26 protein-coding genes are annotated in these 25,692 nt (G+C 57.4%); 20 read left to right on the top strand and 6 right to left on the bottom strand.

Going from position 1 to position 25,692, the window contains the following annotated elements; translation table 11 throughout:
- Positions 1-127: 127 nt before the first annotated feature.
- The 12 genes from AO068_RS13965 (at position 128) to ureC (ending at position 14,137) form a co-directional block, all read left to right on the top strand.
- Positions 128-3,571, top strand: a complete 3,444-nt coding sequence (locus AO068_RS13965; protein ID WP_058408654.1) for a dermonecrotic toxin domain-containing protein — start codon at positions 128-130, stop codon at positions 3,569-3,571.
- Positions 3,572-3,821: 250 nt separating this feature from the next.
- Complete coding sequence (gene urtA, locus AO068_RS13960) at positions 3,822-5,087, top strand: urea ABC transporter substrate-binding protein (protein ID WP_058408653.1); 1,266 nt, start codon at positions 3,822-3,824, stop codon at positions 5,085-5,087.
- Between the two features lie 210 nt (positions 5,088-5,297).
- Entirely contained in the window at positions 5,298-6,887 is a 1,590-nt protein-coding gene (gene urtB / locus AO068_RS13955) for an urea ABC transporter permease subunit UrtB (protein ID WP_058408652.1), read from the top strand.
- Positions 6,887-7,966 carry an urea ABC transporter permease subunit UrtC gene (gene urtC / locus AO068_RS13950; RefSeq protein ID WP_058402642.1) on the top strand — a complete coding sequence of 360 codons (1,080 nt, stop codon included), beginning with the start codon at positions 6,887-6,889 and terminating at the stop codon, positions 7,964-7,966. The genes urtB and urtC overlap by 1 nt, the downstream gene beginning before the upstream one ends.
- Positions 7,963-8,823 carry an urea ABC transporter ATP-binding protein UrtD gene (gene urtD, locus AO068_RS13945; RefSeq protein ID WP_058402643.1) on the top strand — a complete coding sequence of 287 codons (861 nt, stop codon included), beginning with the start codon at positions 7,963-7,965 and terminating at the stop codon, positions 8,821-8,823. The genes urtC and urtD overlap by 4 nt, the downstream gene beginning before the upstream one ends.
- A 96-nt stretch (positions 8,824-8,919) precedes the next feature.
- Positions 8,920-9,618, top strand: coding sequence for an urea ABC transporter ATP-binding subunit UrtE (gene urtE / locus AO068_RS13940; protein ID WP_058408651.1), 699 nt, complete (start codon positions 8,920-8,922; stop codon positions 9,616-9,618).
- Between the two features lie 52 nt (positions 9,619-9,670).
- Positions 9,671-10,516 (top strand): urease accessory protein UreD, encoded by an 846-nt coding sequence (locus AO068_RS13935; protein ID WP_058408650.1) that lies wholly within the window; start codon positions 9,671-9,673, stop codon positions 10,514-10,516.
- 80 nt (positions 10,517-10,596) lie between these two features.
- A complete protein-coding gene (gene ureA / locus AO068_RS13930) occupies positions 10,597-10,899 on the top strand; it encodes an urease subunit gamma (RefSeq protein ID WP_002555400.1) in 303 nt (100 codons plus the stop codon).
- Positions 10,900-10,909: 10 nt separating this feature from the next.
- A complete protein-coding gene (locus AO068_RS13925; RefSeq protein ID WP_058408649.1) occupies positions 10,910-11,452 on the top strand; it encodes a GNAT family N-acetyltransferase in 543 nt (180 codons plus the stop codon).
- Between the two features lie 10 nt (positions 11,453-11,462).
- Positions 11,463-11,996 carry a tabtoxinine-beta-lactam acetyltransferase Ttr gene (ttr, locus tag AO068_RS13920; protein WP_058408648.1) on the top strand — a complete coding sequence of 178 codons (534 nt, stop codon included), beginning with the start codon at positions 11,463-11,465 and terminating at the stop codon, positions 11,994-11,996.
- Positions 11,993-12,301 (top strand): urease subunit beta, encoded by a 309-nt coding sequence (locus AO068_RS13915; protein WP_002555403.1) that lies wholly within the window; start codon positions 11,993-11,995, stop codon positions 12,299-12,301. Before ttr ends, AO068_RS13915 begins: the two co-directional genes overlap by 4 nt.
- Before the next feature lie 135 nt (positions 12,302-12,436).
- The gene (gene ureC, locus AO068_RS13910; RefSeq protein WP_058408647.1) at positions 12,437-14,137 is read left to right on the top strand and encodes an urease subunit alpha; all 1,701 of its coding nucleotides are present in this window, start codon (positions 12,437-12,439) and stop codon (positions 14,135-14,137) included.
- 68 nt (positions 14,138-14,205) lie between these two features.
- Here the strand turns inward: ureC and AO068_RS13905 are convergent, their stop codons facing one another.
- Positions 14,206-14,460, bottom strand: a complete 255-nt coding sequence (locus AO068_RS13905) for a hypothetical protein (protein WP_058402648.1) — start codon at positions 14,458-14,460, stop codon at positions 14,206-14,208.
- Between the two features lie 13 nt (positions 14,461-14,473).
- On the bottom strand, positions 14,474-14,857 hold the full coding sequence (locus AO068_RS13900; RefSeq protein ID WP_058408646.1) for a thioredoxin family protein: 384 nt from the start codon (positions 14,855-14,857) through the stop codon (positions 14,474-14,476).
- 160 nt (positions 14,858-15,017) lie between these two features.
- On the opposite strand from AO068_RS13900, the gene AO068_RS13895 reads away from it, so the two are divergent.
- Positions 15,018-16,148 (top strand): sensor histidine kinase, encoded by a 1,131-nt coding sequence (locus AO068_RS13895; protein ID WP_058408645.1) that lies wholly within the window; start codon positions 15,018-15,020, stop codon positions 16,146-16,148.
- Between the two features lie 43 nt (positions 16,149-16,191).
- On the opposite strand, the gene cbpA is transcribed toward AO068_RS13895, so the two are convergent.
- A complete protein-coding gene (gene cbpA / locus AO068_RS13890) occupies positions 16,192-17,127 on the bottom strand; it encodes a curved DNA-binding protein (RefSeq protein ID WP_058408715.1) in 936 nt (311 codons plus the stop codon).
- Between the two features lie 326 nt (positions 17,128-17,453).
- Between cbpA and AO068_RS13885 the strand changes: the two genes are divergently transcribed.
- On the top strand, positions 17,454-18,719 hold the full coding sequence (locus tag AO068_RS13885) for an Hsp70 family protein (RefSeq protein ID WP_058408644.1): 1,266 nt from the start codon (positions 17,454-17,456) through the stop codon (positions 18,717-18,719).
- Between the two features lie 139 nt (positions 18,720-18,858).
- Here AO068_RS13885 and AO068_RS13880 read toward each other — a convergent pair whose 3' ends face one another.
- Positions 18,859-19,869, bottom strand: a complete 1,011-nt coding sequence (locus tag AO068_RS13880; RefSeq protein WP_002555409.1) for an AI-2E family transporter — start codon at positions 19,867-19,869, stop codon at positions 18,859-18,861.
- A 188-nt stretch (positions 19,870-20,057) separates the two neighbouring features.
- A complete protein-coding gene (locus AO068_RS13875) occupies positions 20,058-20,348 on the bottom strand; it encodes a PsiF family protein (RefSeq protein ID WP_057421367.1) in 291 nt (96 codons plus the stop codon).
- 152 nt (positions 20,349-20,500) lie between these two features.
- Here AO068_RS13875 and AO068_RS13870 point away from each other — a divergent pair, with 152 nt between their 5' ends.
- On the top strand, positions 20,501-21,382 hold the full coding sequence (locus AO068_RS13870) for a DMT family transporter (RefSeq protein ID WP_058402651.1): 882 nt from the start codon (positions 20,501-20,503) through the stop codon (positions 21,380-21,382).
- Here AO068_RS13870 and AO068_RS13865 read toward each other — a convergent pair.
- Positions 21,379-21,612, bottom strand: coding sequence for a hypothetical protein (locus tag AO068_RS13865; protein ID WP_002555412.1), 234 nt, complete (start codon positions 21,610-21,612; stop codon positions 21,379-21,381). The genes AO068_RS13870 and AO068_RS13865 overlap by 4 nt on opposite strands.
- A gap of 282 nt (positions 21,613-21,894) precedes the next feature.
- Between AO068_RS13865 and osmE the strand changes: the two genes are divergently transcribed.
- The 5 genes from osmE (at position 21,895) to AO068_RS13840 (ending at position 25,482) form a co-directional block, all read left to right on the top strand.
- Positions 21,895-22,233, top strand: coding sequence for an osmotically-inducible lipoprotein OsmE (gene osmE, locus AO068_RS13860; RefSeq protein ID WP_002555413.1), 339 nt, complete (start codon positions 21,895-21,897; stop codon positions 22,231-22,233).
- A gap of 194 nt (positions 22,234-22,427) precedes the next feature.
- Positions 22,428-22,916 (top strand): Hcp family type VI secretion system effector, encoded by a 489-nt coding sequence (locus AO068_RS13855; protein ID WP_058408643.1) that lies wholly within the window; start codon positions 22,428-22,430, stop codon positions 22,914-22,916.
- 9 nt (positions 22,917-22,925) lie between these two features.
- A complete protein-coding gene (locus tag AO068_RS13850) occupies positions 22,926-23,900 on the top strand; it encodes a hypothetical protein (protein WP_058408642.1) in 975 nt (324 codons plus the stop codon).
- Between the two features lie 667 nt (positions 23,901-24,567).
- A complete protein-coding gene (locus AO068_RS27005; RefSeq protein WP_177342380.1) occupies positions 24,568-24,939 on the top strand; it encodes a hypothetical protein in 372 nt (123 codons plus the stop codon).
- Between the two features lie 3 nt (positions 24,940-24,942).
- Positions 24,943-25,482, top strand: coding sequence for a ferritin-like domain-containing protein (locus AO068_RS13840; protein WP_004655820.1), 540 nt, complete (start codon positions 24,943-24,945; stop codon positions 25,480-25,482).
- Positions 25,483-25,692 lie beyond the last annotated feature (210 nt).

The following is a 25,692-nucleotide window of genomic DNA, read 5'->3' as shown; positions in this document are numbered from 1 at the left end:
ATCGCCAATGCTGCCTTCACCGACCTGCGCTGGCCGATAGCGGTGCGCCGTCAGCCCTGACTACATGATATGAACCGCCCGGCCAATGCCTTAAGCGGATCATCCATCATGCAGGCGAATCGGCACCATGAACCTACCGCTCATAACATCAACACCACCTCCACAACGCTCACTTGCCAGCGACACGTATCCACCTGGTTTCAGCAAAGCAACCCAGGAGCTGGCCAGTACCCTGCTCTCCCCCCTCAAACCCGAGCTGGATGTGCAGACAACATGGCTGACCTACCTTGACAGCAAAGAAATACCGGACGAGGGAGCCAATATTCACAGTGTTCCGCTGATCCCCAGTCTGATCGAGCACTTCACCGGCCTTCTGAACTGGACCGACCATGATGTGCAAGGCCTTTACCCGACCCCGTCGTCCACTTCGCAAACACCAGCCATCCAACCGCTGGGCCGCGCAGCTATCGTGACTTTCTATACCCAGGTCAGCCAGCAACTGGAACAGTTCTATAGCCAGAAACTTGCGGACTACTGGAGCATTGCAACATCGGATGGCGAAACCAAGGGACACCAGTTTGTCGCCGAGCAGATCGAGTGCATGAAATCTGAATGCGCGGTGCAGATTGCCCTCGAAAAAATGACGACCGGGCACTACAGCCTGCTGTCGGCAGCATTGGCAGCCTGCGCCCCTGGCCCCGACGGAAATACTGCCGAGCTGCAGCCACACAGCGTTTATGGACTTTCGGCAAGCGCTGGTGATAGCCCTCCGCTTTCGCTTTACGGGGCGTTTGTAATCGCAAGACGCCTTCGTGATGAACCTGTGCAGATCGATCAGGAGGAGCTTGAAGATGTGCTGCTGTTCACCCCGCATGACGGGCTGGAAGCATTTGCATCCTTGACACAAATGAACGAAGCCCTTGCTCGACGAGGGGCTGAACCTGATTACAGACGACGTCTGCTGGCTGATTCCGGGGCTGACCAACCAGTCCAGGCTGCACCTGACAGCAGCATCTTGCAGTGGCAATACACTTTGCTGGAAGGCAACTTTCTAAGCCTGTTGCATACACGCCAGATCACCAGACAGCAATCTATGTTCGCTCAGGCCGTACAGCTTGCCCGCACCCAACGAATGGATGCGGTTTGTTTCGAGCAATCGATAGTGCAACTACTGGGATCAGAAGTTTACTTCGACCACCATTGGCGCCTGGACCGGCTCGATAACGATCTGGTGGAAAGCCAGATGCCTGCATGGTGGAAAACCATGAAGCAGTCGCAGCGCATTGAATGGCATGAGCAGGCGCAGCGGTTTGGCCAATCGGTTGTGAATATTCGCAAAAACAGCAAGGACCACTTCGGTCAGTCGGATAACGACAGCCGAACTTACTTCACGCGCTATATCGACAAGCAGCTCGAGGACGTATTGAAACGAGCCTCAGTGGAGGTAGCAGCGCAGCACATTATTGTTTCACTCACCTATATAACCGGCACTGAAGTGCTGGATATTCCCGGCGCGCCTATGATGCCTGCAACCGAGACCGTGAATACGTCGCTATGGCAGTTGGCACACACCCATGCCTACCGGGCCAAAGCTAAGGATGCATTGCTGATCCAGGCTATGGATAGTGAAGGCGCAGTCATCAGCAAACTGGACAAAACCACCATCAAGGAATTGGTTACAACCATCGAGACCCCTCAGCACCTCAGCGAGTACCTCGACCTCAATCTGAAAACATCGGCGTATGCACAACAACTCAAGCAGTCACGAAAAGTCCTGCTGGAAGCTCAGATGAAGATGATGCTGCTGGAGATCGAACAACTGGCGTTTGCGCCAGCGGGTCGAGAGTGGATCAAAGCAGTGCTGGATTCGCCAGCACCGCAAGGGCGCCGAACCATCAAAGGTGAAGCCATCGAAGTCAGGTTTTTCACTGTCAATCAATTCAAGATGACCAATGTCATGCTGATCGCTCCCGCGGGGAAATTCGATAAGGGACCGCTTGTACTGTGCACACTGAATGCTTCCGACGGCATCGTTTTCCGCTGGTTCAACAGCATGTTTCATCTCACCACCACCTTTCTGGAAGAATTCCCGTTTCAGCAGTACCTGCTTAAGCAAATACCGCTGTCCAGGCGTCTGGAGACACTGCGTGCCATGCAGTACGAGAAAGAGGCAAAGCACTGGCGCCCGCCACAGGTACTTACTCAATTTTCGCTTATACCGATCCCTTCAAGGCTGCTGCATCCAGTCGTTTTTATCCGCCAGAGCAAAGATATTTACGAGGAAATTCACGAGACCAGGATCACTCAGTTGATCAGCGAAGCCAAGCGGCATATGAGCCAGGAAACCAATCAGGGGCAAGCCGGCCGAAGCTTCGATCTGATCGCCGGTATCGCAATTCTGTTTCTGCCTGAACCGATCATGATGCCTGTTGCGCTGGGCGTGGGCCTGTATAAAACCTGGAGCGCCTTTTCGAAAATAGACGAAGGCGACCACGAAGGAGCCGCCGAGGAGTTTCTGAGCGCCGTTGGCTATCTTGCCACTGCTCTCATTGGCCATGTGGCGCTAGCGCTTAAACCGGTAACGCATGCCTCCGGAGCAGCAAGAAGTCCGCACCTGATTCGCAGAGTTGGCCGCGATGGGCAGATACAGATTGGCTATCTCCTGTCGCATTCCAAAGCCCCACGTTTTGCAGACTCTAAATTGATCGTCGCTATGGACCCTCACCGCTTCACTGCCATCGAGATAGAGGGCCAGACCTGCTTCATAAGCCGTCGTGCCAACATGTTTGGCCACTCGCGCCTTTATCGGCCGAACCCGATGGATGTAACGCAGTTGGTGCATGAGCAGGAGTTTGCCTTGCGTACTACCAGCGGTGCCTGGAAAACCGTAGGAAAAAAAATACCGCGGCTGAGTCAGCCAGCCATCCGCAATGCCCAAGCACAGCTGACTAGCCTGACAATTGCCTGGCCTGCGTCCCTGGAAGAAGCAAGCAGCGCTGAACGTTTGAAGTTCGAGGCCGATTACCTCGCCCTGAGTAAAGCGTCCAACGCAGAAGGCTTTTCCGAAATAGCAGCTTATACAGAGGGTGGTTCGGCAGCCATCAATCCTGTATTGCGAAACGGTATGCGCAACGCCACCACAAGCAGGTTTCTCCGTCAGTTCTACAAACTCAAGCCATGGCATGGCACTGCCTTTCGCTCCACGTATGTATCCAGCGAAGGAGTGGCATGCCTGGAACGCGAGATAGGTGCGGTATTTACAGATAATGGCGTGCAGTCCGCATCGGTATCGCGAGCCAATGCCTCCAGATGGAGCCAGGATGGATTTGTGAGCAGTAACGCCAACTCGGAAAATCACCCGGTATTCTTTATCTTCGCGCCGAATGTGCCCAAGAAGAACATGTTTACCGGCTTTCTCGGTGATCACGTCGCCATCCCGCCTGGAACTCGCGTGCAGCTAGGTGCGACAACACGGGTCAACGGCCAGCTGTTCGCATGGTTCGATGCTCCCGAGCGACTCGTTGACCAGACCTACGATCTTTACACCGGAGCACAGGAGTTCTGGGTATGAGGCGCTTGGCCGTTTGAACACAACGGCAGTAGAGACAATGCTGGTATTTCGTGACCCGCACCATTGCAGCGCATAGCGCACGCCCTCTTCCTGACCCCGTTCCAGGTTGGTGCGCATACCCTTTACTGCGCGACACATTCGTTCCATTTTGCGACGCCCTTGGGTTGGCCCAGACCTTGCTAACGGTTGAAAGAGCAACGTAATGCACCGCCGCAGACCCATCAAAAAAATGAACCAAGGGAGCTAGTCAATGAAGCGTCGCAGCCTGATCAAAGCCTTTACCCTGTCCGCATCGATCGCCGCCATGGGGCTGACCTGGACCGTTCAGGCTGCCGAAACCATCAAGGTCGGTATTCTGCATTCGTTGTCCGGGACCATGGCGATCTCCGAGACATCGCTCAAAGACATGGCCTTGATGACTATTGACGAAATCAACGCCAAAGGCGGCGTCAACGGCAAGATGCTCGAAGCAGTGGTTGTCGACCCGGCTTCCAACTGGCCACTGTTCGCCGAAAAAGGCCGCCAGTTGCTGACCCAGGACAAGGTAGCGGTGGTCTTCGGTTGCTGGACATCGGTGTCGCGCAAATCGGTGCTGCCGGTCTTTGAGGAACTCAACGGCTTGCTGTTCTACCCTGTGCAGTACGAAGGCGAAGAGATGTCGCCCAACGTGTTCTACACCGGTGCCGCGCCTAACCAACAGGCGATCCCTGCGGTCGAGTACGTAATGAGTGAAGAAGGCGGTTCGGCCAAGCGCTTCTTCCTGCTCGGCACCGACTATGTCTACCCACGTACCACCAACAAGATTCTGCGTGCATTCCTGCACTCCAAAGGTGTAGCGGATAAAGACATCGAAGAGGTCTACACCCCGTTCGGTCACTCCGACTATCAAACCATCGTGGCCAACATCAAGAAGTTCTCTGCAGGTGGCAAGACAGCGGTTATCTCCACCGTGAACGGCGATTCCAACGTACCGTTCTACAAGGAACTGGCCAACCAGGGCCTGAAAGCCACCGACGTACCGGTTGTAGCGTTTTCGGTAGGCGAAGAAGAACTGCGCGGCATCGACACCAAACCACTGGTAGGCCACCTCGCCGCCTGGAACTATTTCCAGTCGGTGGAAAACCCGGTCAACAAGAAGTTCGTCGCTGACTGGACTGCCTACGCCAAAAAGAAAAACCTGCCAGGCGCTGACAAAGCGGTGACCAACGACCCGATGGAAGCTACCTACGTCGGTATTCACATGTGGGCACAGGCAGTCGAGAAAGCCAAAACCACTGACGTGGACAAGGTACGCGAGGCAATGGCCGGACAAACCTTCGCAGCACCGTCGGGATTCACCCTGACCATGGACAAAACCAACCACCACTTGCACAAGCCGGTAATGATTGGCGAAGTGGAGGACAACGGTCAGTTCGACGTCGTCTGGCACACCGAAGAGCCGATTCGCGCCCAGCCATGGAGCCCCTACATTCCTGGCAACGACAAAAAGCCTGATCATCCCGTGAAGAGCAACTGACCTTCGATTGATGATGATCGCTCCCACGCTCCAGCGTGGGAGCGCAGTTCTGGACGCTCTGCGTCCGATCCTGAGCGCGCGGCTCGGTGCATGATTGACGCAGAGCGTCACGAAAGGCATTCCCACGCAGAGCGTGAGGAACGAGCAGTGTCAGGGCAAACAGCCACGAGCGCTTTGTGGAACGCCACAACAGATCAAGGCCATATTGATATGCCTTCTTATCTCTACCGTATGATCCTCGCCATCAGCCTGCTGCTGCCCCTTGCAGCTCAAGCCGGCGATGCCAGTGATTTTGTCGCAGCCAGTTCTGCGCAACAGGCAGAACTGCTGGAGAGCTGGGCAGCCAAGCCGACAACCGAACGCGTCGAACTGCTTGAAGCTCTGCGCGATGGCCGTGTTGCCGCCGACAGCAGCAAGCGCGCCTGGATCGAAAACAACGATCAATACGTGCCGGTCGATGCACAAGCCCCCGCAGCAGCCGACGCCCCAACCCCTGACGAACCGCGCAAACTGCGCCTGAACAACCGGCTGCGTGGTCTGGTTGAAACAGCGCTGGCCAGCCACCAGTTGCTGGCAGCCGATACGCAACTGCGCATGGCAGCTGCCCTGCAATTGCAAAAAAGCGCTCGCCCTGCACAACTGGAACTGCTGACCGAACGTGTCGCCAGCGAAAACGATTCCAGCGTCAAAAGCGCGCTGACCCTGGCGCTGGCCAACCTGCAAATGGTCGACTCCAGCCCGACAGTACGTCTGGCTGCCGTGCGACTGCTGGGTGAAACCGGTGACCCGCTGGCGCGTACCCGTCTTGAATCATTGCTGGCGCCCGGCGTGGAAACCGACGCTTCGGTACGCGTGGCGGCTGAAACCAGCCTGGCACAGGTGAAGCGCAAGCTGATGATCGGTGAAATCCTCGGTCAGGCGTTCAGCGGCATGTCGCTGGGGTCGATCCTGCTGCTGGCGGCGCTGGGCCTGGCGATCACCTTCGGCCTGCTGGGCGTGATCAACATGGCCCATGGCGAGATGTTGATGCTGGGGGCCTATTCAACCTATGTCGTGCAACTGATGCTGCAGCGCTACGCGCCGGGTGCCATCGAATACTATCCGCTGATCGCGCTGCCGGTGGCGTTCTTCGTCACAGCCGCTATCGGCATGGCCCTGGAACGCACAGTGATTCGTCACTTGTATGGCCGCCCACTGGAAACCCTGCTCGCCACCTGGGGCATCAGCCTGATGCTGATTCAGGCCGTGCGTCTGGCCTTCGGCGCGCAGAACGTTGAAGTCGCCAACCCGCAATGGCTGTCTGGCGGCATTCAGGTGTTGCCTAACCTGGTATTGCCCTACAACCGCATCGTAATCATCGCCTTCGCCATGTTCGTGGTCGTACTGACCTGGCTGCTGCTGAACAAGACCCGATTGGGGTTGAACGTGCGCGCCGTGACCCAGAACCGAAACATGGCCGCCTGCTGTGGCGTACCGACCGGGCGCATCGACATGATGGCCTTCGGTCTGGGCTCAGGTATCGCTGGTCTGGGGGGCGTCGCCCTGAGCCAGATCGGCAACGTCGGCCCCGACCTTGGCCAAAGCTACATCATCGACTCATTCCTGGTGGTGGTGCTCGGCGGTGTCGGACAACTGGCCGGTAGCGTGATGGCGGCCTTCGGGCTGGGCATCGCCAACAAGATTCTCGAACCGCAAATCGGCGCTGTATTGGGCAAGATCCTGATCCTGGCGCTGATCATTCTGTTTATCCAGAAACGTCCGCAAGGCCTCTTCGCATTGAAAGGACGGGTGATCGACTGATGAGCCAGCCATTGATGGTAACTGCCGCGCAAAAAGTCGGGCCCAAGGGCACGCTGACCGCAGGCATTGTGATATTGGCTGTGCTGTTGGCACTGCCGTTGCTGTCGTTGTTGCCTGCCGATAACAGCTTTCAGGTATCGGCCTACACCCTGACCCTGGTGGGCAAGATCCTCTGCTACGCCATTGTCGCCCTGGCGCTGGATCTGGTCTGGGGCTATGCCGGACTATTGTCGCTGGGCCACGGCCTGTTCTTCGCGCTGGGCGGTTATGCCATGGGCATGTACCTGATGCGCGAGGCCGCAGGCGACGGTTTGCCTGCGTTCATGACTTTCCTGTCGTGGACCGAACTGCCGTGGTACTGGGCAGGCACCGACAATTTCCTCTGGGCGCTGTGCCTGGTGGTCCTGGCGCCGGGGTTGCTGGCACTGGTGTTTGGTTTCTTCGCCTTCCGCTCGCGGATCAAGGGTGTGTATTTCTCGATCATGACCCAGGCCCTGACGTTTGCCGGCATGCTGCTGTTCTTTCGCAACGAGACCGGCTTTGGCGGTAACAACGGGTTTACCAACTTTCGCAGCATTCTGGGTTTCAGCATCAGTTCCCAAGGAACCAGAGCGACGCTGTTTCTGGCGACGGTCGTGTTGCTGGTTGCCAGCCTGTACATCGGCTGGCGTCTGGCGCAGAGCAAGTTCGGCCGGGTTCTGACGGCGTTGCGTGATGCGGAAAACCGCCTGATGTTCTGCGGTTACGATCCGCGCGGCTTCAAGCTGTTTGTCTGGGTCTTGAGCGCCGTGCTGTGCGGGCTGGCCGGGGCCCTGTATGTGCCGCAGGTCGGCATCATCAACCCCAGCGAAATGTCCCCGACCAACTCCATCGAAGCTGCGGTTTGGGTAGCATTGGGCGGCCGTGGCACGTTGATCGGCCCGTTATTGGGCGCGGGTCTGGTGAATGGCATGAAAAGCTGGTTCACCGTGGCTTTCCCGGAATACTGGCTGTTCTTTCTCGGCGCGCTGTTCATCATCGTCACGCTGTACCTGCCCAAGGGCGTGATCGGCTTGCTGAAGAAAAGGAGCGAGCAATGAAAACCACTCCTACCCCGTCGTTCATGCTTGAACCGGTTCTGGCACCCAACTCCGATGCAGGCACCAGCCGCGATGCGGTAGGCCTCGGCAAAAGCGCTGGCAAAGGGCTGAACACGCGGCACGGCACGATCCTGACGCTGGAAGACATCAGCGTCAGCTTCGACGGTTTCAAGGCGCTGAACGACCTGAATCTGTACATCGGCGTGGGCGAACTGCGTTGCATCATCGGTCCCAACGGCGCTGGCAAGACCACGCTGATGGACGTCATCACCGGCAAGACCCGCCCCAGCCACGGCAAGGCCTGGTTCGGTGAAACGCTGGACCTGACGCAGATGAGCGAAGTGCAGATCGCTCAGGCCGGGATTGGCCGAAAATTCCAGAAGCCGACGGTGTTCGAAGCCTTGAGCGTGTTCGAGAACCTCGAACTGGCACAAAAGACCGACAAATCGGTATGGGCCAGTTTGCGTGCGCGGTTGAGCGGCGAACAGCAGGACCGGATACACGAAGTGCTGGAGACCATTCGCCTGACCACCTCCATGCACCGTCCGGCGGGCTTGCTGTCCCACGGCCAGAAGCAGTTTCTGGAAATCGGCATGCTGCTGGTTCAGGACCCGCAACTGCTGCTGCTCGACGAGCCGGTGGCGGGCATGACCGACGCCGAAACCGAATTTACCGCCGAGCTGTTCAAGGGCCTGGCCGGCAAGCATTCGCTGATGGTGGTCGAGCACGACATGGGCTTCGTCGGCTCGATTGCCGACCACGTCACCGTGCTGCATCAGGGCAGTGTATTGGCCGAAGGCTCGCTGAATGACGTGCAGGCCGACGAACGCGTGATCGAAGTGTATTTAGGGCGCTGACGCAACGAACTGATCGGCGCGCGGCGCGCAAATACCTGTCCAGACGCCCCGCGGCGCAACATTGCGATTACGCTGCAACCGACGAGAACACCAACCATGCTCCAGGTCAAAAAGCTTCATCAGTATTACGGCGGCAGCCACATTCTTCGTGGTCTGTCGTTTGATGTGAAGGTCGGTGAAGTCACCTGCCTGCTGGGCCGCAATGGCGTGGGCAAGACCACGCTGTTGCGTGTGCTGATGGGCTTGTTGCCGTCGAAGGAAGGCTCGGTGCAATGGGAAGGCAAGACCATCACCCAGTTCAAGACGCATCAGCGGGTGCATGCCGGGATTGCTTACGTGCCGCAAGGCCGGGAAATCTTCGGCCGGCTGACGGTCGAGGAAAACCTGTTGATGGGCCTGTCACGTTTTCCGGGCTCCGAAGCCAAGGAAGTTCCGGCATTTATCTACGAGCTGTTCCCGGTGCTGCTGCAGATGAAACATCGGCGTGGCGGCGATCTGTCCGGCGGTCAGCAGCAGCAATTGGCGATAGGCCGGGCACTGGCGAGTCGTCCACGCTTGCTGATTCTCGACGAGCCTACCGAAGGTATTCAGCCCTCGGTGATCAAGGAGATCGGCGCAGTGATCAAAAAACTGGCCGAGCGCGGCGACATGGCGATTCTGCTGGTCGAGCAGTTCTACGACTTCGCGGCGGAACTGGCCGATCAATACCTGGTGATGTCGCGGGGAGAAATCGTCCAGCAGGGCCGTGGCGAGAACATGGAGACCGACGGGGTTCGCGGTCTGGTGACTATTTAATTAATGCGCCAATCCGTTATCGTGCCGCACTCGACAAGCCAATGAAGACACCATGAATCTGCCTGCCAACACCGCCCTTTTCACCCCCAGCTGGCATGCCGAGCTGGAATTGGGTTATGGCCGTTTCGATGACTGCACACGCCCGACCCAACGGCGCCACAAAGGACCGCTGCGGGTGCAAAAGCATCTGTATGCCGAAGGGCCGCAGGTGTGCCAGCACATCATCGTTCACCCACCGGGCGGTATCGCCGGGGGAGACCGGCTGGATATTTCGGCCACGGTCGGTGCCGATGCCTGGGCACAACTGACCAGCCCCGGCGCAGCGAAATGGTATCGCGCCGCCAGCCCGGCCTTTCAGCAACTTGAACTGCACGTCCACCCCGGAGCGACACTGGAATGGCTGCCGCAGGAAACCATCGTCTTCAGCAATGCCCAGGCAGAACTCACCACCCGCATAGAACTGCACGGTGACGCGAAGCTATGCTACTGGGATGTAGTAGCACTGGGCCGTCCGGCCAGCGGCGAGTGTTTCGAGCAGGGGCATTTTCAGTCGCATCTGGATATCCGTCGCGACGGCACATTGCTCTGGCACGAACGGCAACGCATCATCGGTGGCGACGGGCTGCTGGACTCGCCCATCGGTCTGGACGGCAAAACGGTATTCGCCACCCTGCTACTGACCGGTGAAGTGAGCAGCGATCTGCTTGAAGCCTGTCGCTCACTGTCGATGCCCAACCCGGTGCGCGGTGATCTGACCCAATTGCCGGGCCTTGTGGTGGCTCGCTGCCTGGCAGACGAAGCGCTGCACGCCAGAGCCTGGCTGATAGAACTCTGGAAACGACTGCGCCCGGCAGTGCTGGGCCGAGAGGCAGTAACGCCGAGAATCTGGAATACATGATGGCTGGACGCACAGTATTCAGGGCGGCATTTCCGGGCACAAGCACGGGAAAGACATCTACTTGAAGACACGGAAACCCCATGGACCTGACACCACGCGAAAAAGACAAGCTGCTGATCTTCACCGCCGGACTGGTTGCCGAACGGCGTCTGGCGCGCGGCGTGAAGCTCAATTATCCGGAAGCCATGGCCTACATCTCTGCGGCACTGCTGGAAGGTGCGCGTGATGGGCAGACCGTCGCTGACCTCATGCACTACGGCACGACCCTGCTGACCCGCGATCAGGTCATGGAGGGCATTGCGGAGATGATCCCGGAGATTCAGGTGGAAGCCACCTTCCCGGACGGCACCAAACTGGTCACCGTGCATCAGCCGATTGCCTGAAGGAGTGATCATGCAAGACGTGATTCGCGATGCCCTGCCGGTCGATCTGCCAGGCATTCTGGCCATCTACAACAACGCAGTGCTCAACACCACGGCTATCTGGAATGAACAACCGGTCGACCTGGCCAACCGCCAGGCCTGGTACGCAGCTCGCCAGAGTCAGGCGTATCCAATTCTGGTGGCCGTCGATCACGCAGGCGAAGTGCTCGGCTACTCATCGTTTGGCGACTGGCGCCCCTTCGAAGGGTTTCGCCATACGGTGGAGCATTCGGTCTATGTTCGCGCAGACCAGCGCGGCAAGGGGCTGGGGCCGCAACTGATGGCATCGCTGATCGAACGGGCCAAAGAGTGTAAGAAACACATGATGGTAGCCGCCATCGAAAGCGGCAACGCGGCCTCCATCCTCTTGCATGAACGCCTTGGCTTCAAGACCACCGGACAGATGCCGCAAGTCGGCACCAAGTTCGGCCGCTGGCTGGACCTGACCTTCATGCAACTGGATTTGTCGCCCGGTGTTCCGGCACCCGCGTCACAAGCACCCAAGCCCCTCTAGAGAGCACGCCATGAACCATGCACAACTGCGACGTGTTACCGCTGAAAGCTTCGCCCATTATCGCCATGGCCTGGCGCAGTTGCTGTTCGAAACGGTTCACGGCGGCGCATCGGTGGGGTTCATGGCTGATCTGGATATGCCGCAAGCGTACGCCTGGTGCGATGGCCTGAAGGCCGATATCGCCGCGAGCAGTCTGCTGCTGTGGGTGGTGGCCGAAGACGATAACGTGCTGGCCAGCGCGCAGTTGTCACTGTGCCAGAAGCCCAATGGCCTGAACCGCGCCGAAGTGCAGAAACTGATGGTGCTGCCCAGCGCCAGAGGTCGTGGTCTGGGCAGGCAACTGATGGACGAAGTCGAGCAGGTTGCAGTGAAACACAAGCGCGGGTTGCTGCACCTGGACACCGAGGCGGGCTCGGTGGCTGAAGCGTTCTATAGCGCGCTGGCCTACACCCGCGTCGGCGAACTGCCAGGCTACTGCGCCACACCGGACGGTCGACTTCACCCGACCGCCATTTATTTCAAAACCTTGGGGCAACCGACATGATCCCTGGTCAATACCAGATCCAGCCCGGCGATATCGAACTCAACGCCGGACGCCGCACCCTCAGCCTGACCGTCGCCAACAGCGGCGACCGGCCGATTCAGGTGGGCTCGCATTTCCACTTTTTCGAAACCAATGACGCACTGACCTTCGATCGCGCCGCCAGCCGAGGCATGCGCCTGAATATTCCCGCCGGCACCGCAGTGCGCTTCGAACCGGGCCAGTCCCGTGAAGTCGAGCTGGTGGACCTGGCCGGATTGCGCAAGGTCTACGGCTTTGCCGGACGGGTAATGGGCGATCTGGATTGAAGCCTTTTTGAATATCGTTCCGACGCTCCGTGGGAATGCAGTTGGTGACGCAGGGCGTCGCCGGATGCATGCCAACGCTGAGCATTGGCACGAGAATCAGTCAGGTTTGCGTACAACGATGCATAAGGAATCACAATGAAGATTTCCAGACAAGCCTACGCCGACATGTTCGGCCCCACCGTTGGCGACAAGGTTCGGCTGGCGGATACCGAGCTGTGGATCGAGGTCGAAAAGGACTTCACCACCTATGGCGAAGAAGTGAAATTCGGCGGTGGCAAGGTCATCCGTGACGGCATGGGCCAGGGCCAATTGATGGCCGCTGACGTGGTCGACACGCTGATCACCAACGCCCTGATCATCGACCATTGGGGCATCGTCAAAGCGGATGTCGGCATCAAGAATGGGCGCATCGCAGCCATCGGCAAGGCCGGGAACCCGGACATCCAGCCAGACGTGACCATTGCGGTCGGCGCGGCCACCGAAGTCATTGCCGGTGAAGGCATGATCCTCACCGCTGGCGGCGTCGACACGCACATCCACTTCATCTGCCCACAGCAGATCGAAGAAGCGCTGATGAGCGGCGTGACCACGATGATCGGCGGCGGCACCGGCCCTGCCACTGGCACCAACGCCACCACAGTCACGCCCGGTCCTTGGCACATGGCGCGCATGCTCCAGGCTTCGGATTCGTTTCCGATGAACATCGGCTTCACCGGCAAGGGCAACGTCAGCCTGCCCGGTCCGCTGATCGAGCAGGTCAAGGCGGGCGCTATCGGTCTGAAGCTGCACGAGGACTGGGGCACCACGCCTGCGGCCATCGACAACTGCCTGAGCGTTGCCGATGAATACGACGTGCAGGTCGCGATTCACAGCGACACGCTGAATGAGTCAGGTTTCGTCGAAACCACCCTCGCCGCATTCAAGAACCGCACCATCCACACCTACCACACTGAAGGCGCAGGTGGCGGCCACGCGCCGGATATCATCAAGGCCTGTGGTTCACCGAATGTGCTGCCCAGCTCGACCAACCCGACCCGGCCCTTCACCCGTAACACCATCGACGAACACCTGGACATGCTCATGGTCTGCCACCACCTGGACCCGAGCATCGCCGAAGACGTGGCCTTCGCGGAAAGCCGCATCCGCCGCGAAACCATCGCCGCCGAGGACATTCTTCACGACCTGGGCGCCTTTTCGATGCTCAGTTCAGACAGCCAGGCCATGGGCCGGGTTGGCGAAGTGATCATGCGCACCTGGCAAACCGCCGATAAGATGAAGAAACAACGCGGCCCCCTGCCGCAGGACGGTCCCGGCAACGACAACTTCCGCGCCAAGCGCTACATCGCCAAATACACCATCAACCCGGCGATCACCCATGGCATCAGCCATGAAGTGGGCTCCGTCGAAGTCGGCAAGTGGGCGGACCTGGTGCTGTGGCGTCCGGCGTTCTTCGGTGTCAAACCGACCCTGATTCTCAAGGGCGGCGCCATTGCCGCCAGCCTGATGGGCGACGCCAACGCTTCGATCCCGACCCCGCAACCGGTTCACTACCGCCCGATGTTCGCCAGCTACGGCAGCTCGCTGCATGCCACCAGCATGACCTTTATCAGCCAGGCAGCATTCGACGCAGGCGTACCGGCGTCACTGGGCCTGAAGAAGCAGATCGGTGTGGTCAAAGGTTGTCGCACCGTGCAGAAGAAAGACCTGATCCACAACGACTACCTGCCGGACATCGAAGTTGACCCACAGACCTATCAGGTCAAGGCCGACGGCGTGCTGCTGTGGTGCGAACCGGCCGATGTGCTGCCGATGGCACAGCGGTATTTTCTGTTCTAGCAAAGCGCTCGAAAGTGGGGGGCTCTTGTTGAGCCCCTGCTGCTCGACGTACAAACTGGATTAAAGCCCTAAGGCTCAAGGCGCCCCAGGAATGTCTCTTTAGAGTTCAGTATCTGCAACGACTGCAGCGAGTCGTTGATGGCGTCGAGCATGCCCAGATCCTGTTCAGTCGATTTACCCTGCAACACCCGATGCAGAGCAAGAAATACGCTGAGTTTGCCTCCAGCCATATAGTCCCGTTTGCTTACTTTTGCATCTGCCAGTATCTCCCCCGCCAGCGCGATCTGCTCTTCGACGAACGCTGCAAACTCTGTCTTCAACATGTTGAATCTCCGGTTATGAGGTGAGTAGCAACTCATCCAGCACTTGCACCATCTGCTCCCTGGTTTGCTGCCCTACAAGGTCTTCCCGTACTCTTTTGCCATCCTTGAAAAAAACCATCGTCGGACCGTGATTTATCTCGTACTCGTTAGAAGTCACGGGGTTCAAAGAGTCTTTGAGATCCGAATCCAGCTCGATCTCTACTCTGATCAGGCTTACCTTTTCGGCGTATTTCTCTTCCAGCGCATCAAAAATGGCATCCATTCTGGCGCTGGCGTTTTGATCCCCTCGTTTACTGACTTTTCCTTTCGTCGAGAACTCCACCACCACAAGCCTGTGGCAGCTGGCATCGACAACCTCTTTCTGGAAGGTTGAATCGGTAGCAGTGATGACACTCATGTTCAGGCCCCTCATTCAATTAATCGCTGATTGAACATAGGCCTGCAAAAAAAGGGCGTCTACTGACAGAAATGACAGTGAACGCCCTGTTTGTCGTGTCATGCAAAGGAGGTAATATGCGCCCATCTTTCGTCACGCTCCTCCAACAAGGTAGTCGGCCATGCGCCTTTCCGAGTTCATCGTTGTTCATGTGGATCGCATTGTCGATGAATGGGAAGACTTCGCCAGGACTCTGAAACCTGCCGCCGACTCGATGAGCAAGCTGGAGCTACGCGATCACGCCAAATCGATTCTGCTCGCAGCTGCACGGGACATGAAAACCGCGCAGAGCAAAATCGAGGAGATTGCCAAGGCCAGAGGCGAGGAGCTTAACAAGACGCCAAGCCTGGACGAGGCCGCCAGCAGCCATGGCGAGCTGCGCCATGAGGTCGGTTTTGATCTGGTGCAGATGACTTCGGAATTCCGCCACCTGCGTGCCAGCGTTATCCGTTTATGGGTAGAAAGCCTTGCAGCACCGCAGCTGGCCGATTTTCAGGACGTGATTCGCTTCAACGAGGCCATTGACGAAGCACTTGCCGAGTCCACTGCCGCCTATGCCGAACGGGTCGGCCGCTCGCGGGACATCTTCCTCGCCATTCTGGGTCATGACCTGCGCGCACCGCTTCAGGCCGTCAGCATGTCCGCCGAGTTGCTGGCGCGCAAAATAGCGCAGGATGAGAAAACCCATTCGTATATCTCGCGCATTCAGATGAGCACTCGTCACATGGGCGCGATGGTCAGCGATCTGCTTGAGTTTGTGCGCAGCCGTCTGGGCGCGGGCCTGCCGGTGGAGCGCAAGTACATGGACCTGGCGCATGCCTGTCGCGAAGCCATCGAGGAAGCCTGCGCCGGACATCCCGGCGCTGTTCCGGTTCTGGAAGTCGAGGGCGACACAAAAGGCCACTGGGACGCCGCGCGGATGGGCCAACTGCTGCAGAACCTGATCGGCAACGCCATGCAGCATGGCGCGGCCACCCACGAGATCAGGCTCAGGATCAACGGCAATCAGAACACTGTCGAGCTGATTGTGCATAACGAAGGCAAGCCGATTGCCGAAGACGCAATAGGTACCATCTTCGACCCGCTGGTGCGCAGCACCCATGAGGACAGCGACACGCGCAACACCACTACCAGCCTCGGGCTGGGCCTGTTTATCGTCAAGGAAGTGGTCAACGCCCACAGCGGCAGCATCACCGTCACCTCGACCATAAACGAAGGCACCACGTTTACTGTGGTACTGCCCAGAACCTGACTCAGGCTGTTGATCGCGCAGCCACGCAGTCAGCTCAACCCTTCTACTGCGCCCGGGGATCAAACGAGGAGCTGTCTGCCAGTTTCTGCCAGAGTGCCCGGGTTGCCTCGTCGGTGTGCTTGGGCACGACGATTTTCAGCTGGGCGTAAAGGTCGCCCCGCTCGCCGCTCTTGTTCATCAAGCCGTTACCCTTGATCCGCAGGCGCTGACCGTTCTGACTGTCCGGGCGGATGGTCAGGTTGATCCTGCTGTTCAGCGTCGGTACCGCCACCTTGGTGCCCAGCACTGCTTCCCAGGGCGCCAGTGGAACGGTAATGACCAGATCATGGCCCTCGACCTCGAACAGAGGGTGCGGTGCCAGGCGAATGATCAGGTACAGATCGCCATTGGCACCCCCGCCCACTCCAGGCGCGCCCTGGCCCTTGAGACGAATGCGCTCGCCGTCAACGACGCCCGCTGGAATCTTCACATTCAGGGTCTTGGTGATATCGCTCATGCGCTGCCCGTTGGGGCTGTGCTGAGGCACCTTGAAACTGACCTGCTTGGATTCACCCGACAAGGTCTCCTCAAGGAAGACTGCCAGCTCCATCTCTACGTCCTGCCCGGTACGCCCCGGGTTGCGGGTACGGCCGCCCTGCTGTGGCCGACCACCGAAAATGGAGCTGAAAAACTCTGAAAAGTCTGCCGTTTCCTCGAATCCGCCAGCGCCTGCGCCAGCCCGGCTTTGCCAGCCTGGCGGGGTCTGGAACGGACGGCCCTGCCGACCGTACTTGCGCAGTTCATCGTACTCGGCGCGCTTGTCAGGGCTGCTGAGCACCTCGTAGGCTTCGGACGCTTCCTTGAACTTGTCTTCGGCGCCTGCTTCCTTGCTGACGTCAGGGTGATACTTGCGCGCCAGTTTGCGATAGGCGGTCTTGATCGCCTTGTCGTCCGCAGTCGGCTCAACGTCAAGTATCTTGTAGTAGTCTTTGAAATCCATGTAACGATCACCCATCCGAATTATCCGGCAAAGCCAGATACGCTGGCGTCACGCGCCCAGCTCCCTCTGTTCACGAGGTATCTGGATTACCTAACGTCGAAAATTTATAGATAGCCGGCCGTCTTTGCAGACGGGTCGATAGCTCGACAACATCGTGTTCGACAGCCAGGTCTACCGAGAATCCCTTCAAGATTGGGGGTAACGGGCTTCAGTTCAAGCCTTGACGGTAAATACAGTCAGGTAAATATAAGCGACGTGTCGCGCTACGCAATTGGCGCGCGCTGACATAAACTGCGCGGCCGTTTTTTGACTGGAACGTAAAAGACATGAATGACCAATCCCCGGCCCGTGCCTGCGGCATCGATTTCGGCACGTCCAACTCCACCGTCGGCTGGCAACGACCCGGCGTGGAATCGTTGATCGCGCTGGAGGACGACAAGATTACCCTACCGTCGGTGGTGTTCTTCAATATGGAGGAACGCCGCCCGGTGTATGGCCGTTTGGCGCTGCACGAGTATCTGGAAGGTTATGAAGGCCGCCTGATGCGCTCGCTCAAGAGCCTGCTGGGCTCAAAGCTGATCAAGCATGACACCAGCGTGCTGGGCACGGCGATGCCGTTCAAGGATTTGCTGGCGCTGTTTATCGGCGAGCTGAAAAAACGCGCCGAGCACACGGCCGGACGCGAGTTCGAGCAAGTGGTACTGGGCCGCCCGGTGCATTTTGTCGATGACGATGCACTGGCCGATCAGGAAGCCGAAGACACTCTGGCCGAAGTGGCCCGCAAGATCGGCTTCAAGGACGTGTCGTTCCAGTTCGAACCTATTGCTGCGGCATTCGACTACGAGTCCACCATCAAAGACGAAGAGCTGGTACTGATTGTCGACATCGGCGGCGGTACATCGGACTTCTCGCTAGTGCGCCTGTCACCTGAGCGACGCCAACACGATGACCGTCAACAAGACATTCTTGCCACGGGCGGCGTGCACATTGGCGGCACCGACTTCGACAAGCAGTTGAGCCTGCAAGGCGTAATGCCGCTGTTCGGTTACGGCAGCCGCATGAAAAGCGGCGCCTACATGCCGACCAGCCACCACATGAACCTGGCGACCTGGCACACCATCAATGCGGTGTACTCGCAAAAGTCGCAGCTGGCGCTGGGCAGCATGCGTTACGACATCGAAGACACCGGTGGCATCGACCGCCTGTTCAAGCTGATCGAACAGCGCGCCGGGCACTGGCTGGCCATGGAAGTGGAAGAAACCAAGATCCAGCTGACCCACGCTGAAAACCGCCATCTGCCAATGGACCGGGTGGAAGCAGGATTGAGTGTGGACCTGAGCCGGGTGATGTTCGAATCAGCGATCGACGCTCAGCTCGAGCGCGTGCGCAACAGCGTGACGAACTTGCTGAGCGACGCGGGCGTGAGTGTCGAACAGGTCAACACGGTGTTCTTCACGGGTGGCTCCAGCGGCATTCCCGCCCTGCGCAACAGCGTCTCGGCCATGCTGCCCAACGCGCGCCACGTCGAAGGCAACATCTTCGGCAGCATCGGCAGCGGCCTGGCGATCGAAGCGAAGAAGCGCTACGGCTAGTGGTATGACTCGGAGCGCAGGCACGGTAGTTAAAGAACTATCGTTCCTAACGCTCCAGCGTCGGAATGCCGTTCGTGACGCTCTGCGTCACAGATTCCAGCCGCACCGCAGACTCTAGCCAGTCAGATATCCACGCGCCCTAGACCAACCCCTCCTTCTGCAACTCGCTCTTCAGGTACGCATAGTAAATCGGCCCTGCCACCACACCTGGCAGGCCGAATGCGGCTTCGAACAGCAGCATCGCCAGCAGCAACTCCCACGACTTGGCATTGATTTGCCCGCCGACGATGCGTGCATTGAGGAAATACTCGACCTTGTGAATCACGATCAGGTAACCCAGCGCAGCCAGCGCTACCCAGATCGAGATCGACATGCCGACAATGAAAATCAGCGTGTTCGACATCAGGTTGCCCACCACCGGCAACAGGCCGAGCAGGAACGTCATGATGATCAGGGTCTTGGTCAGCGGCAGGTGAATCCCGCACAACGGCAGGACAATGGCCAGGAATACCGAAGTAAACGCAGTGTTGAGCAGGGAAATCTTGATCTGGGCGAAAACGATGTTGCGAAAAGCCCGGCTGACCAGATACAGACGATCGAACAGTGCGGCAGCCAGCGGCTTGCGCGCATGCACGTCGGAAATACGCTGCAAGGCGATGATCGCGCCCAGCACCATGCCGATCAGCATGGTGACGAACATGTGTGCCGCGCCCTTGCCGATCAGCTGCAACTCGCCGACGTGCTTCTGCAGCCACTGCCCAAGGGAGACCTGAAACTCCGCCGCACTGGCAGGCAGATAGGCATCAATGAACGGCGGTAGCTGACCCCGCGCGCGATCCACCAGGGTCATGAACTTGTCCAGCGAGGCCCCGGGGTTTTCGGCTTCGTGCAGCACAAAGCTGATCACACCGGCAAAAATCAGTGTCAGCAGGCTGACCACCACAGTACCCAGTAGCGCTACAGCCAGCCAGCGGGCGCGTTCGCCAGAGATCAGACGCTGCAACTTGGGGGTCAGCATGTTGACCAGTTCGAACACCAACAGTCCGGCCAGCAGGCTGGGCAGCAACTTGAATGGCAACACCAATAACAGACCGCCAAATACAAGAATCCAGCTGGCTATTAACACCTGACGCGCAGAAAACGTTGGCATAGACCCTCAACGGGCAACACAAGGAAGGTGGGCAGTCTGCCAGCCTTCTTAGTCGAGAACCAGTGATCCGAAAGCCGGAAAAAGTGCGGCGCAATCATCTGCCCGATGATCGGCTCGATAACGGCGCCAAAGTGCAGTGTTTACTGCACCCGCGCGCCTGCTCCGTAACGATGGGTATGGCCGGAAAATTATTTCTTCTTGAGACAATCACTCATGAAACTCTTGCGAGCATCGCCCTTGAGTGCCTGAGTGCTGGCAGTCGCATTGCAGGTCTTCATCTTGTCCTGCTGGGTAGCTGCCGGCGCTGGTGCCGCTTTCAGGCAAGTGCTCATGAATGCCTTGCGCTCGTCGCCCTTCAGCGATTTGGCGCTGGCGTCGGCATTACAGGTGGTCATTTTGTTCTGCTGCGCAGTCGCCGCGAAACCCTGGGCAGACAGCATCAAGCCAACGAGCAACAAAGGAATACCGAGCTTCTTCATCGATCCACTCTCCAGAACCACTGCACCGGACGGCGCAGGCTGAGATTAAGTGTAGTCAGATGTTGCGACACATGACGGGGCAAACAGCATCGCTGCTGGCATTCTCGAACAACAGGCGGATAATTACGCCTCGCTTTAACGATGATTCCCTCATGCAATACGCTTTTCCACTGATTACCGTCCTTATCTGGGCGATCAACACGGCCGTCACCAAGGCGTCTGCCGGAGTGATCTTTCCGGCTGAAATAGGCTTTTATCGCTGGGCGCTGGCCGGCTTGCTGTTCACGCCCTTCATGCTCAGGCCTGTCTGGGCAAATCGCGCCGCAATCAAACCGGTGCTGGGCAAAATTTTCATTCTTGCCGTGCTCGGTACAGCGATGTACCAAAGCCTGGCGTATTTCGCAGCAAGCCTGACGACCGCCACCAACATGGGGATCATTCAGTCGCTGGTGCCCATGATGGCGCTGGGGCTGTCGATAGCCTGCCTGGGCAATCGCCTGACCTGTGGCGCGCTGCTGGGCGCTGTGCTGTCGTTTGTGGGAGTGGTAGTCGTAGTGTCGGCGGGCAATCCCGCGGAGCTGATCGAGCATGGCGTCAATCGGGGCGATGTGATGGTGCTGGTGGCCGCTGCGTCGTATGCGGTCTACAGCACGCTATTGAAGAAGTGGCAGTTGTGCCTGCCGCCCCTGCAATTGCTTTACGTGCAGATTCTACTGGCGCTTATCGTGTTGCTGCCGCCCTTTATCCTGTCGGCAAAAACCGGCTTGAATGCCAGCAACATTCCGATGGTGCTGTACGCAGCCATTCCGACTTCCATGCTTGCGCCATGGTTGTGGATGACCTCGATAATGCGCCTGGGGCCCAGCCGCACAACGCTGTTCTTCAACCTGATGCCGATCGCCACGGCATTGATTGCCGCGGCGACGCTGGGCGAACAACTTGCGATCTATCACCTGTTCGGCGGAGCGCTGACCCTGTGCGGCGTCATCCTTGCAGAACGCTGGACGACTCCGCTGCGGTCAAAGGCGAGTTAGGCCGTCGCGCTGCCTTCGCTGCCCTCCACACTATGAATCGACACATCGGTGATTCCGGCGGCGTGAGCCATGCCGGCTTCACCGACTGAAAGATCGTCCAGCTCTACATGGTGCTTGAGCGCCAGCTCGTGTACCACTTCGATGATGGGCACATCCAGATTCTCGATGACGTCTACGTGGTGCTCGCCCAGCAAGGTGTACTCGATTTCATACAGTTCTTTATCGCTCATCGCATCTTCCTGGCCGTCACAGAGGAGCGGCTGATTAACGAACTACGGTCCGACAACCGATGACCGAGCCCAGGGCCGGACCCTAATGTCCGACCGTGCCATCAGATTGACCTCGCGGTTTCGGGAACGTGCTGGCGAATATTCAAAGGGCCACCTCGCGGTCATGGATCTTGTCGCGAGAGATACTGCCGTATCGCCATCTTTTTTTTCGAACTCTTACCCCGGTTTCCTGCTCAAAGTGCTACCGGGCCAAGACCGGCTCTGACATGTGGAGCAATAACGATGTACAAGAAAATCTTCGCGGCGACTTTTGTATTGGCGACGATGGCCGGCTGCAGCAACACAACCGTGCAGAACCCGGTGGATTACGTCACTTATCGCAACGAACCGCTGGTCAAGCAGGTTGAAAACGGCATGACACGCCAGCAGGTCCTGACCATCGGCGGCGAGCCGTCGAGCACTATCGAGCGTAAGGTCAACCCAGGCACCTGCAACAATTACGTTCTGGCCAAAGATGGCCACAAACAGGTTTACCACGTCAGCTTCAACAGCGACGGCCGTGTCACCAACAAAGGTTTCATGACCTGCGAACAACGCGAGAAGAACGAAAAAGCGATGTAACGGAAATAACTTACAGACGCCCGACGCGCAATGCGACGGGCGTTTCTATTTTTATGTTTAAGTATTAAACCCGTCATTAGACATTGCGTTTCAAACCACCGCCTGCGCCTTGAAACCCATGTAAAAATTTGCTGTCATAGCCACTCATCTTAAATTCACTACACCGCATCACTAATGACCAAGGAGAGGTTCATATGGCTTTCGACGCCTTTATTCAGATCGCAGACATTCCCGGCGAGGCGCTGGACGAGAAGTACAGCAAGTGGATCGAAATCACCGGCTATAACTTCGGCGTCAGCCAAAGCACCTCTGCCACCGCCAGCTCCTCGGGCGGCGCTTCATCCGGTCGTACCGCCATGACCAACTTCACCTTCACCAAATACCTCGACAGCGCCAGTTGCAAGCTGATGGAAGCCAGCTGTGCAGGCCAGCACCTCAAAGAAGTGAAGCTGGTGCTGTGCCGCGCAGGCACCGACAAACTCAAATACTACGAAGTGGTTCTCGAGGAAGTCATCATCGCCGACTACACCCAGAGCGCAAGCGCCGGCATCCCCATCGAAATCGTACAGCTCAATTACGGCCGCATCAAAACCACCTACACCCTGCAGAAACGTGTCGATGGCACAGCAGGCGGTAACGTGGCTGGCGGCTGGGACCGGATCAATAATAAAAAGTACTCGTGAGGCACGACCATGGCCGAAGCACGATCCTTCATCAACTCCAGAACACAGACCTTCGATTCTTTGAAAGCCAACCTTGCGCTGCCAAAGAATGCCAAAGCCAAATTCGTCGCCCTCAATTCCCACATCTCGGGCGGCGTTGTACTGGCCGGTGAGTTGGTCATCGTCGGCGACGCGTCCACGCCCTCGTCTACCGCCCAGGAAGCTTTCCTGATGGCCAAGGCTGCGGAAGTGCATACAGCGTTGCTGGTGAATGGCGCTGGAGGGGATGACTTTTTCCTTGAGAACTTTGAGTTGCTAAAGCAACTGATCAGTCATAGTTCCATGGGCGTAGGCGCGATCAGTGAAAGCTGGGCAAAACATCTTGATGCCATAAAAGCTACACTTCAGGATATTGAAAAAATGTATTGGGACTACTTGGGCTCCGGCACTATGACCAACCGCGATGCATTCTATGCCAAGCGAACATCGCTGTTTATTAAGCTTGAGCAACAGCTTGACAATATAGCGTCATTTGGTTCTGGATTACGAAATGAAGGCTCAATTAAAAGGCTGCTAGGTCTTTCTACCACAAGTTACCTACAGACTGGGGAAATAGCAGGCTACGCCGAAAAGGTATCAGGCGTTGCAAAAGCAGCAACGTGGGTAAAAAGAGGAACCTACATCGGTATCGCGCTTGATGTAAGTTCTACCGCCCTCTCTATCCACAAAGCCTGCACCACAGGCCGAGAAGAGCAGTGCAGGAAGGCGAAGTATGTTGAAGGTGCATCTCTTATTGGTAGCTTAGGCGGCAGCGCTTTGGGTGGAGCCCTTGGAAGTTATGCTCTGGGCACTGTATGCGTTGCAGTAGGCCTTCCCACAGCAGGGATAGGTACGCTAGCCTGCGTTGTCGTTGGGGCTGCTGCTGGAGGGGCATTAGGTGGCGCGGCGATAGGCAGTGGCGGTGAGTTCATTGGAGAATATATTTATGGGAAGACAACACAATGATGGGTATAGAGCTAGGCCTTATAGGGGTGATTTTATACGCCCTCATGATACTTATCATTGCTGCATCACTCTATATAGCACATAAGTATACACGTACATTTGAATCCCACTTACCCAACTGCAAACTTATAACAGACAACCAAGCGACTTACCGCGAAGCAGGATTACCTGGAAAAATCGTGAGGTGCGGCATGATGTATATATTTTTAATATTCCCAACTCTGGGCAAGAAACGTGGACTTATGGACTTAGGAGAAGCCAAGAGCTTCCCTACGAAAATGAAATACCTGCTGTTCATTCCCTGGACAGCGCAGATCTTAATATTCATAGCATTAATTTGGTTTACTCAGTTTGCCATACCCCGCGCATAAACTCAGTAGTGATCAGCTTTAACAACTCACTTATAGAGGTGAACATTTGATACACATAGAGCCAACGCTAGTAGGCATTATCATCTTTACAACGATGACGCCCAGCGTGCTATTATTTATGTATCGCACACTTACGCAGATAGAATCGAAGCGCAGCTATCAAAATCCTCATTCGTATCATCAAACCGAAAAGCACTGTCCGCAGGTGGCCTGTCCGGCAAATTTATACGCATCAGCTCCATTGCTTTTCTATTAATATCCCCCAATTTCTCTGCACCCAGAAGGATGACTGATGCTTGGTCCATTCTGAAAACAATCGCCGCGCCCCGAATAATTCTTCAGAGCGCAGCACCAATGCCACCTCTCAGGCGACCTTAGAAAACCAGCTTGAACAGGGCGATGACCACGACCAGGCCGATCAGAAAGATGATACCGACGGTGCTTCCCAGAAACTTGAGCATTGTGTATCTCCACGATTTATTTGGGTCTCATGGTTGGGACCGCAGCGTTCAGCACTCGTTTCTTATATTTTTACATTCAGTCACAACCGTCCGCACCGGCGAAAATCCGATAAAACTTTTCCCCTCCTCCAGCACTCACAACCTTTGCTGATCCTGCCGGGCAACCCACAGAGCGGGACAGCAAAACCTGATGAACCCTGGAGATAAATGATGATTTCTGCACCGCAATCACAGCTTTCCGATGTAAATACTCTGCGCCAGCGTGCGCGCCAGAACGTTGAGAATGGTGCTGTGACTGAAGGTTACAGCGCTGACCGCGAAACCGTACTGCGCCTGCTCAATGAGTCGCTGGCCACCGAGCTGGTCTGTGTGCTGCGCTACAAGCGCCACTACTACATGGCGTCGGGCCTCAAGGCGAGCGTGGCGGCAGCCGAGTTTCTGGAGCACGCCGAACAGGAAGCACAGCACGCCGACAAGCTGGCCGAGCGTATCGTGCAACTGGGCGGCGAGCCGGAATTCAACCCGGACCTGCTGTCGAAGAACTCCCACGCACAATACGTTGCGGGCAATACGCTGAAGGAAATGGTCTACGAAGACCTGGTTGCCGAGCGCATCGCGGTCGACAGCTATCGCGAGATCATTCAGTACATCGGTGACAGCGATCCGACCACCCGCCGTATCTTTGAAGAGATTCTTGCTCAGGAAGAAGAACACGCCGACGACATGTCGGACATCCTCGAAGGCCTGTAACAAGCGGCGACAAGTGAAAAGCCAGGACCTGTGTCCTGGCTTTTTTGTGGACAACTGGAATGCGTGTTCGACGCACCACTATCGTTCCCTGTGCTCCCTTTGCATGCCGATCGTGACGCTCTGCGTCACCAGCCTGCATCACACCGTACATCAAGACCGGACGCGGAGCGTCCAGAGCGGCATGCGACGCGGAGCGTCGCACGATAGTTG

Source organism: Pseudomonas sp. ICMP 3272 (assembly GCF_001466905.1).
In the GTDB taxonomy this organism is placed as follows: domain Bacteria; phylum Pseudomonadota; class Gammaproteobacteria; order Pseudomonadales; family Pseudomonadaceae; genus Aquipseudomonas; species Aquipseudomonas amygdali.
This window is presented reverse-complemented; position numbering and strand designations above follow the sequence as displayed.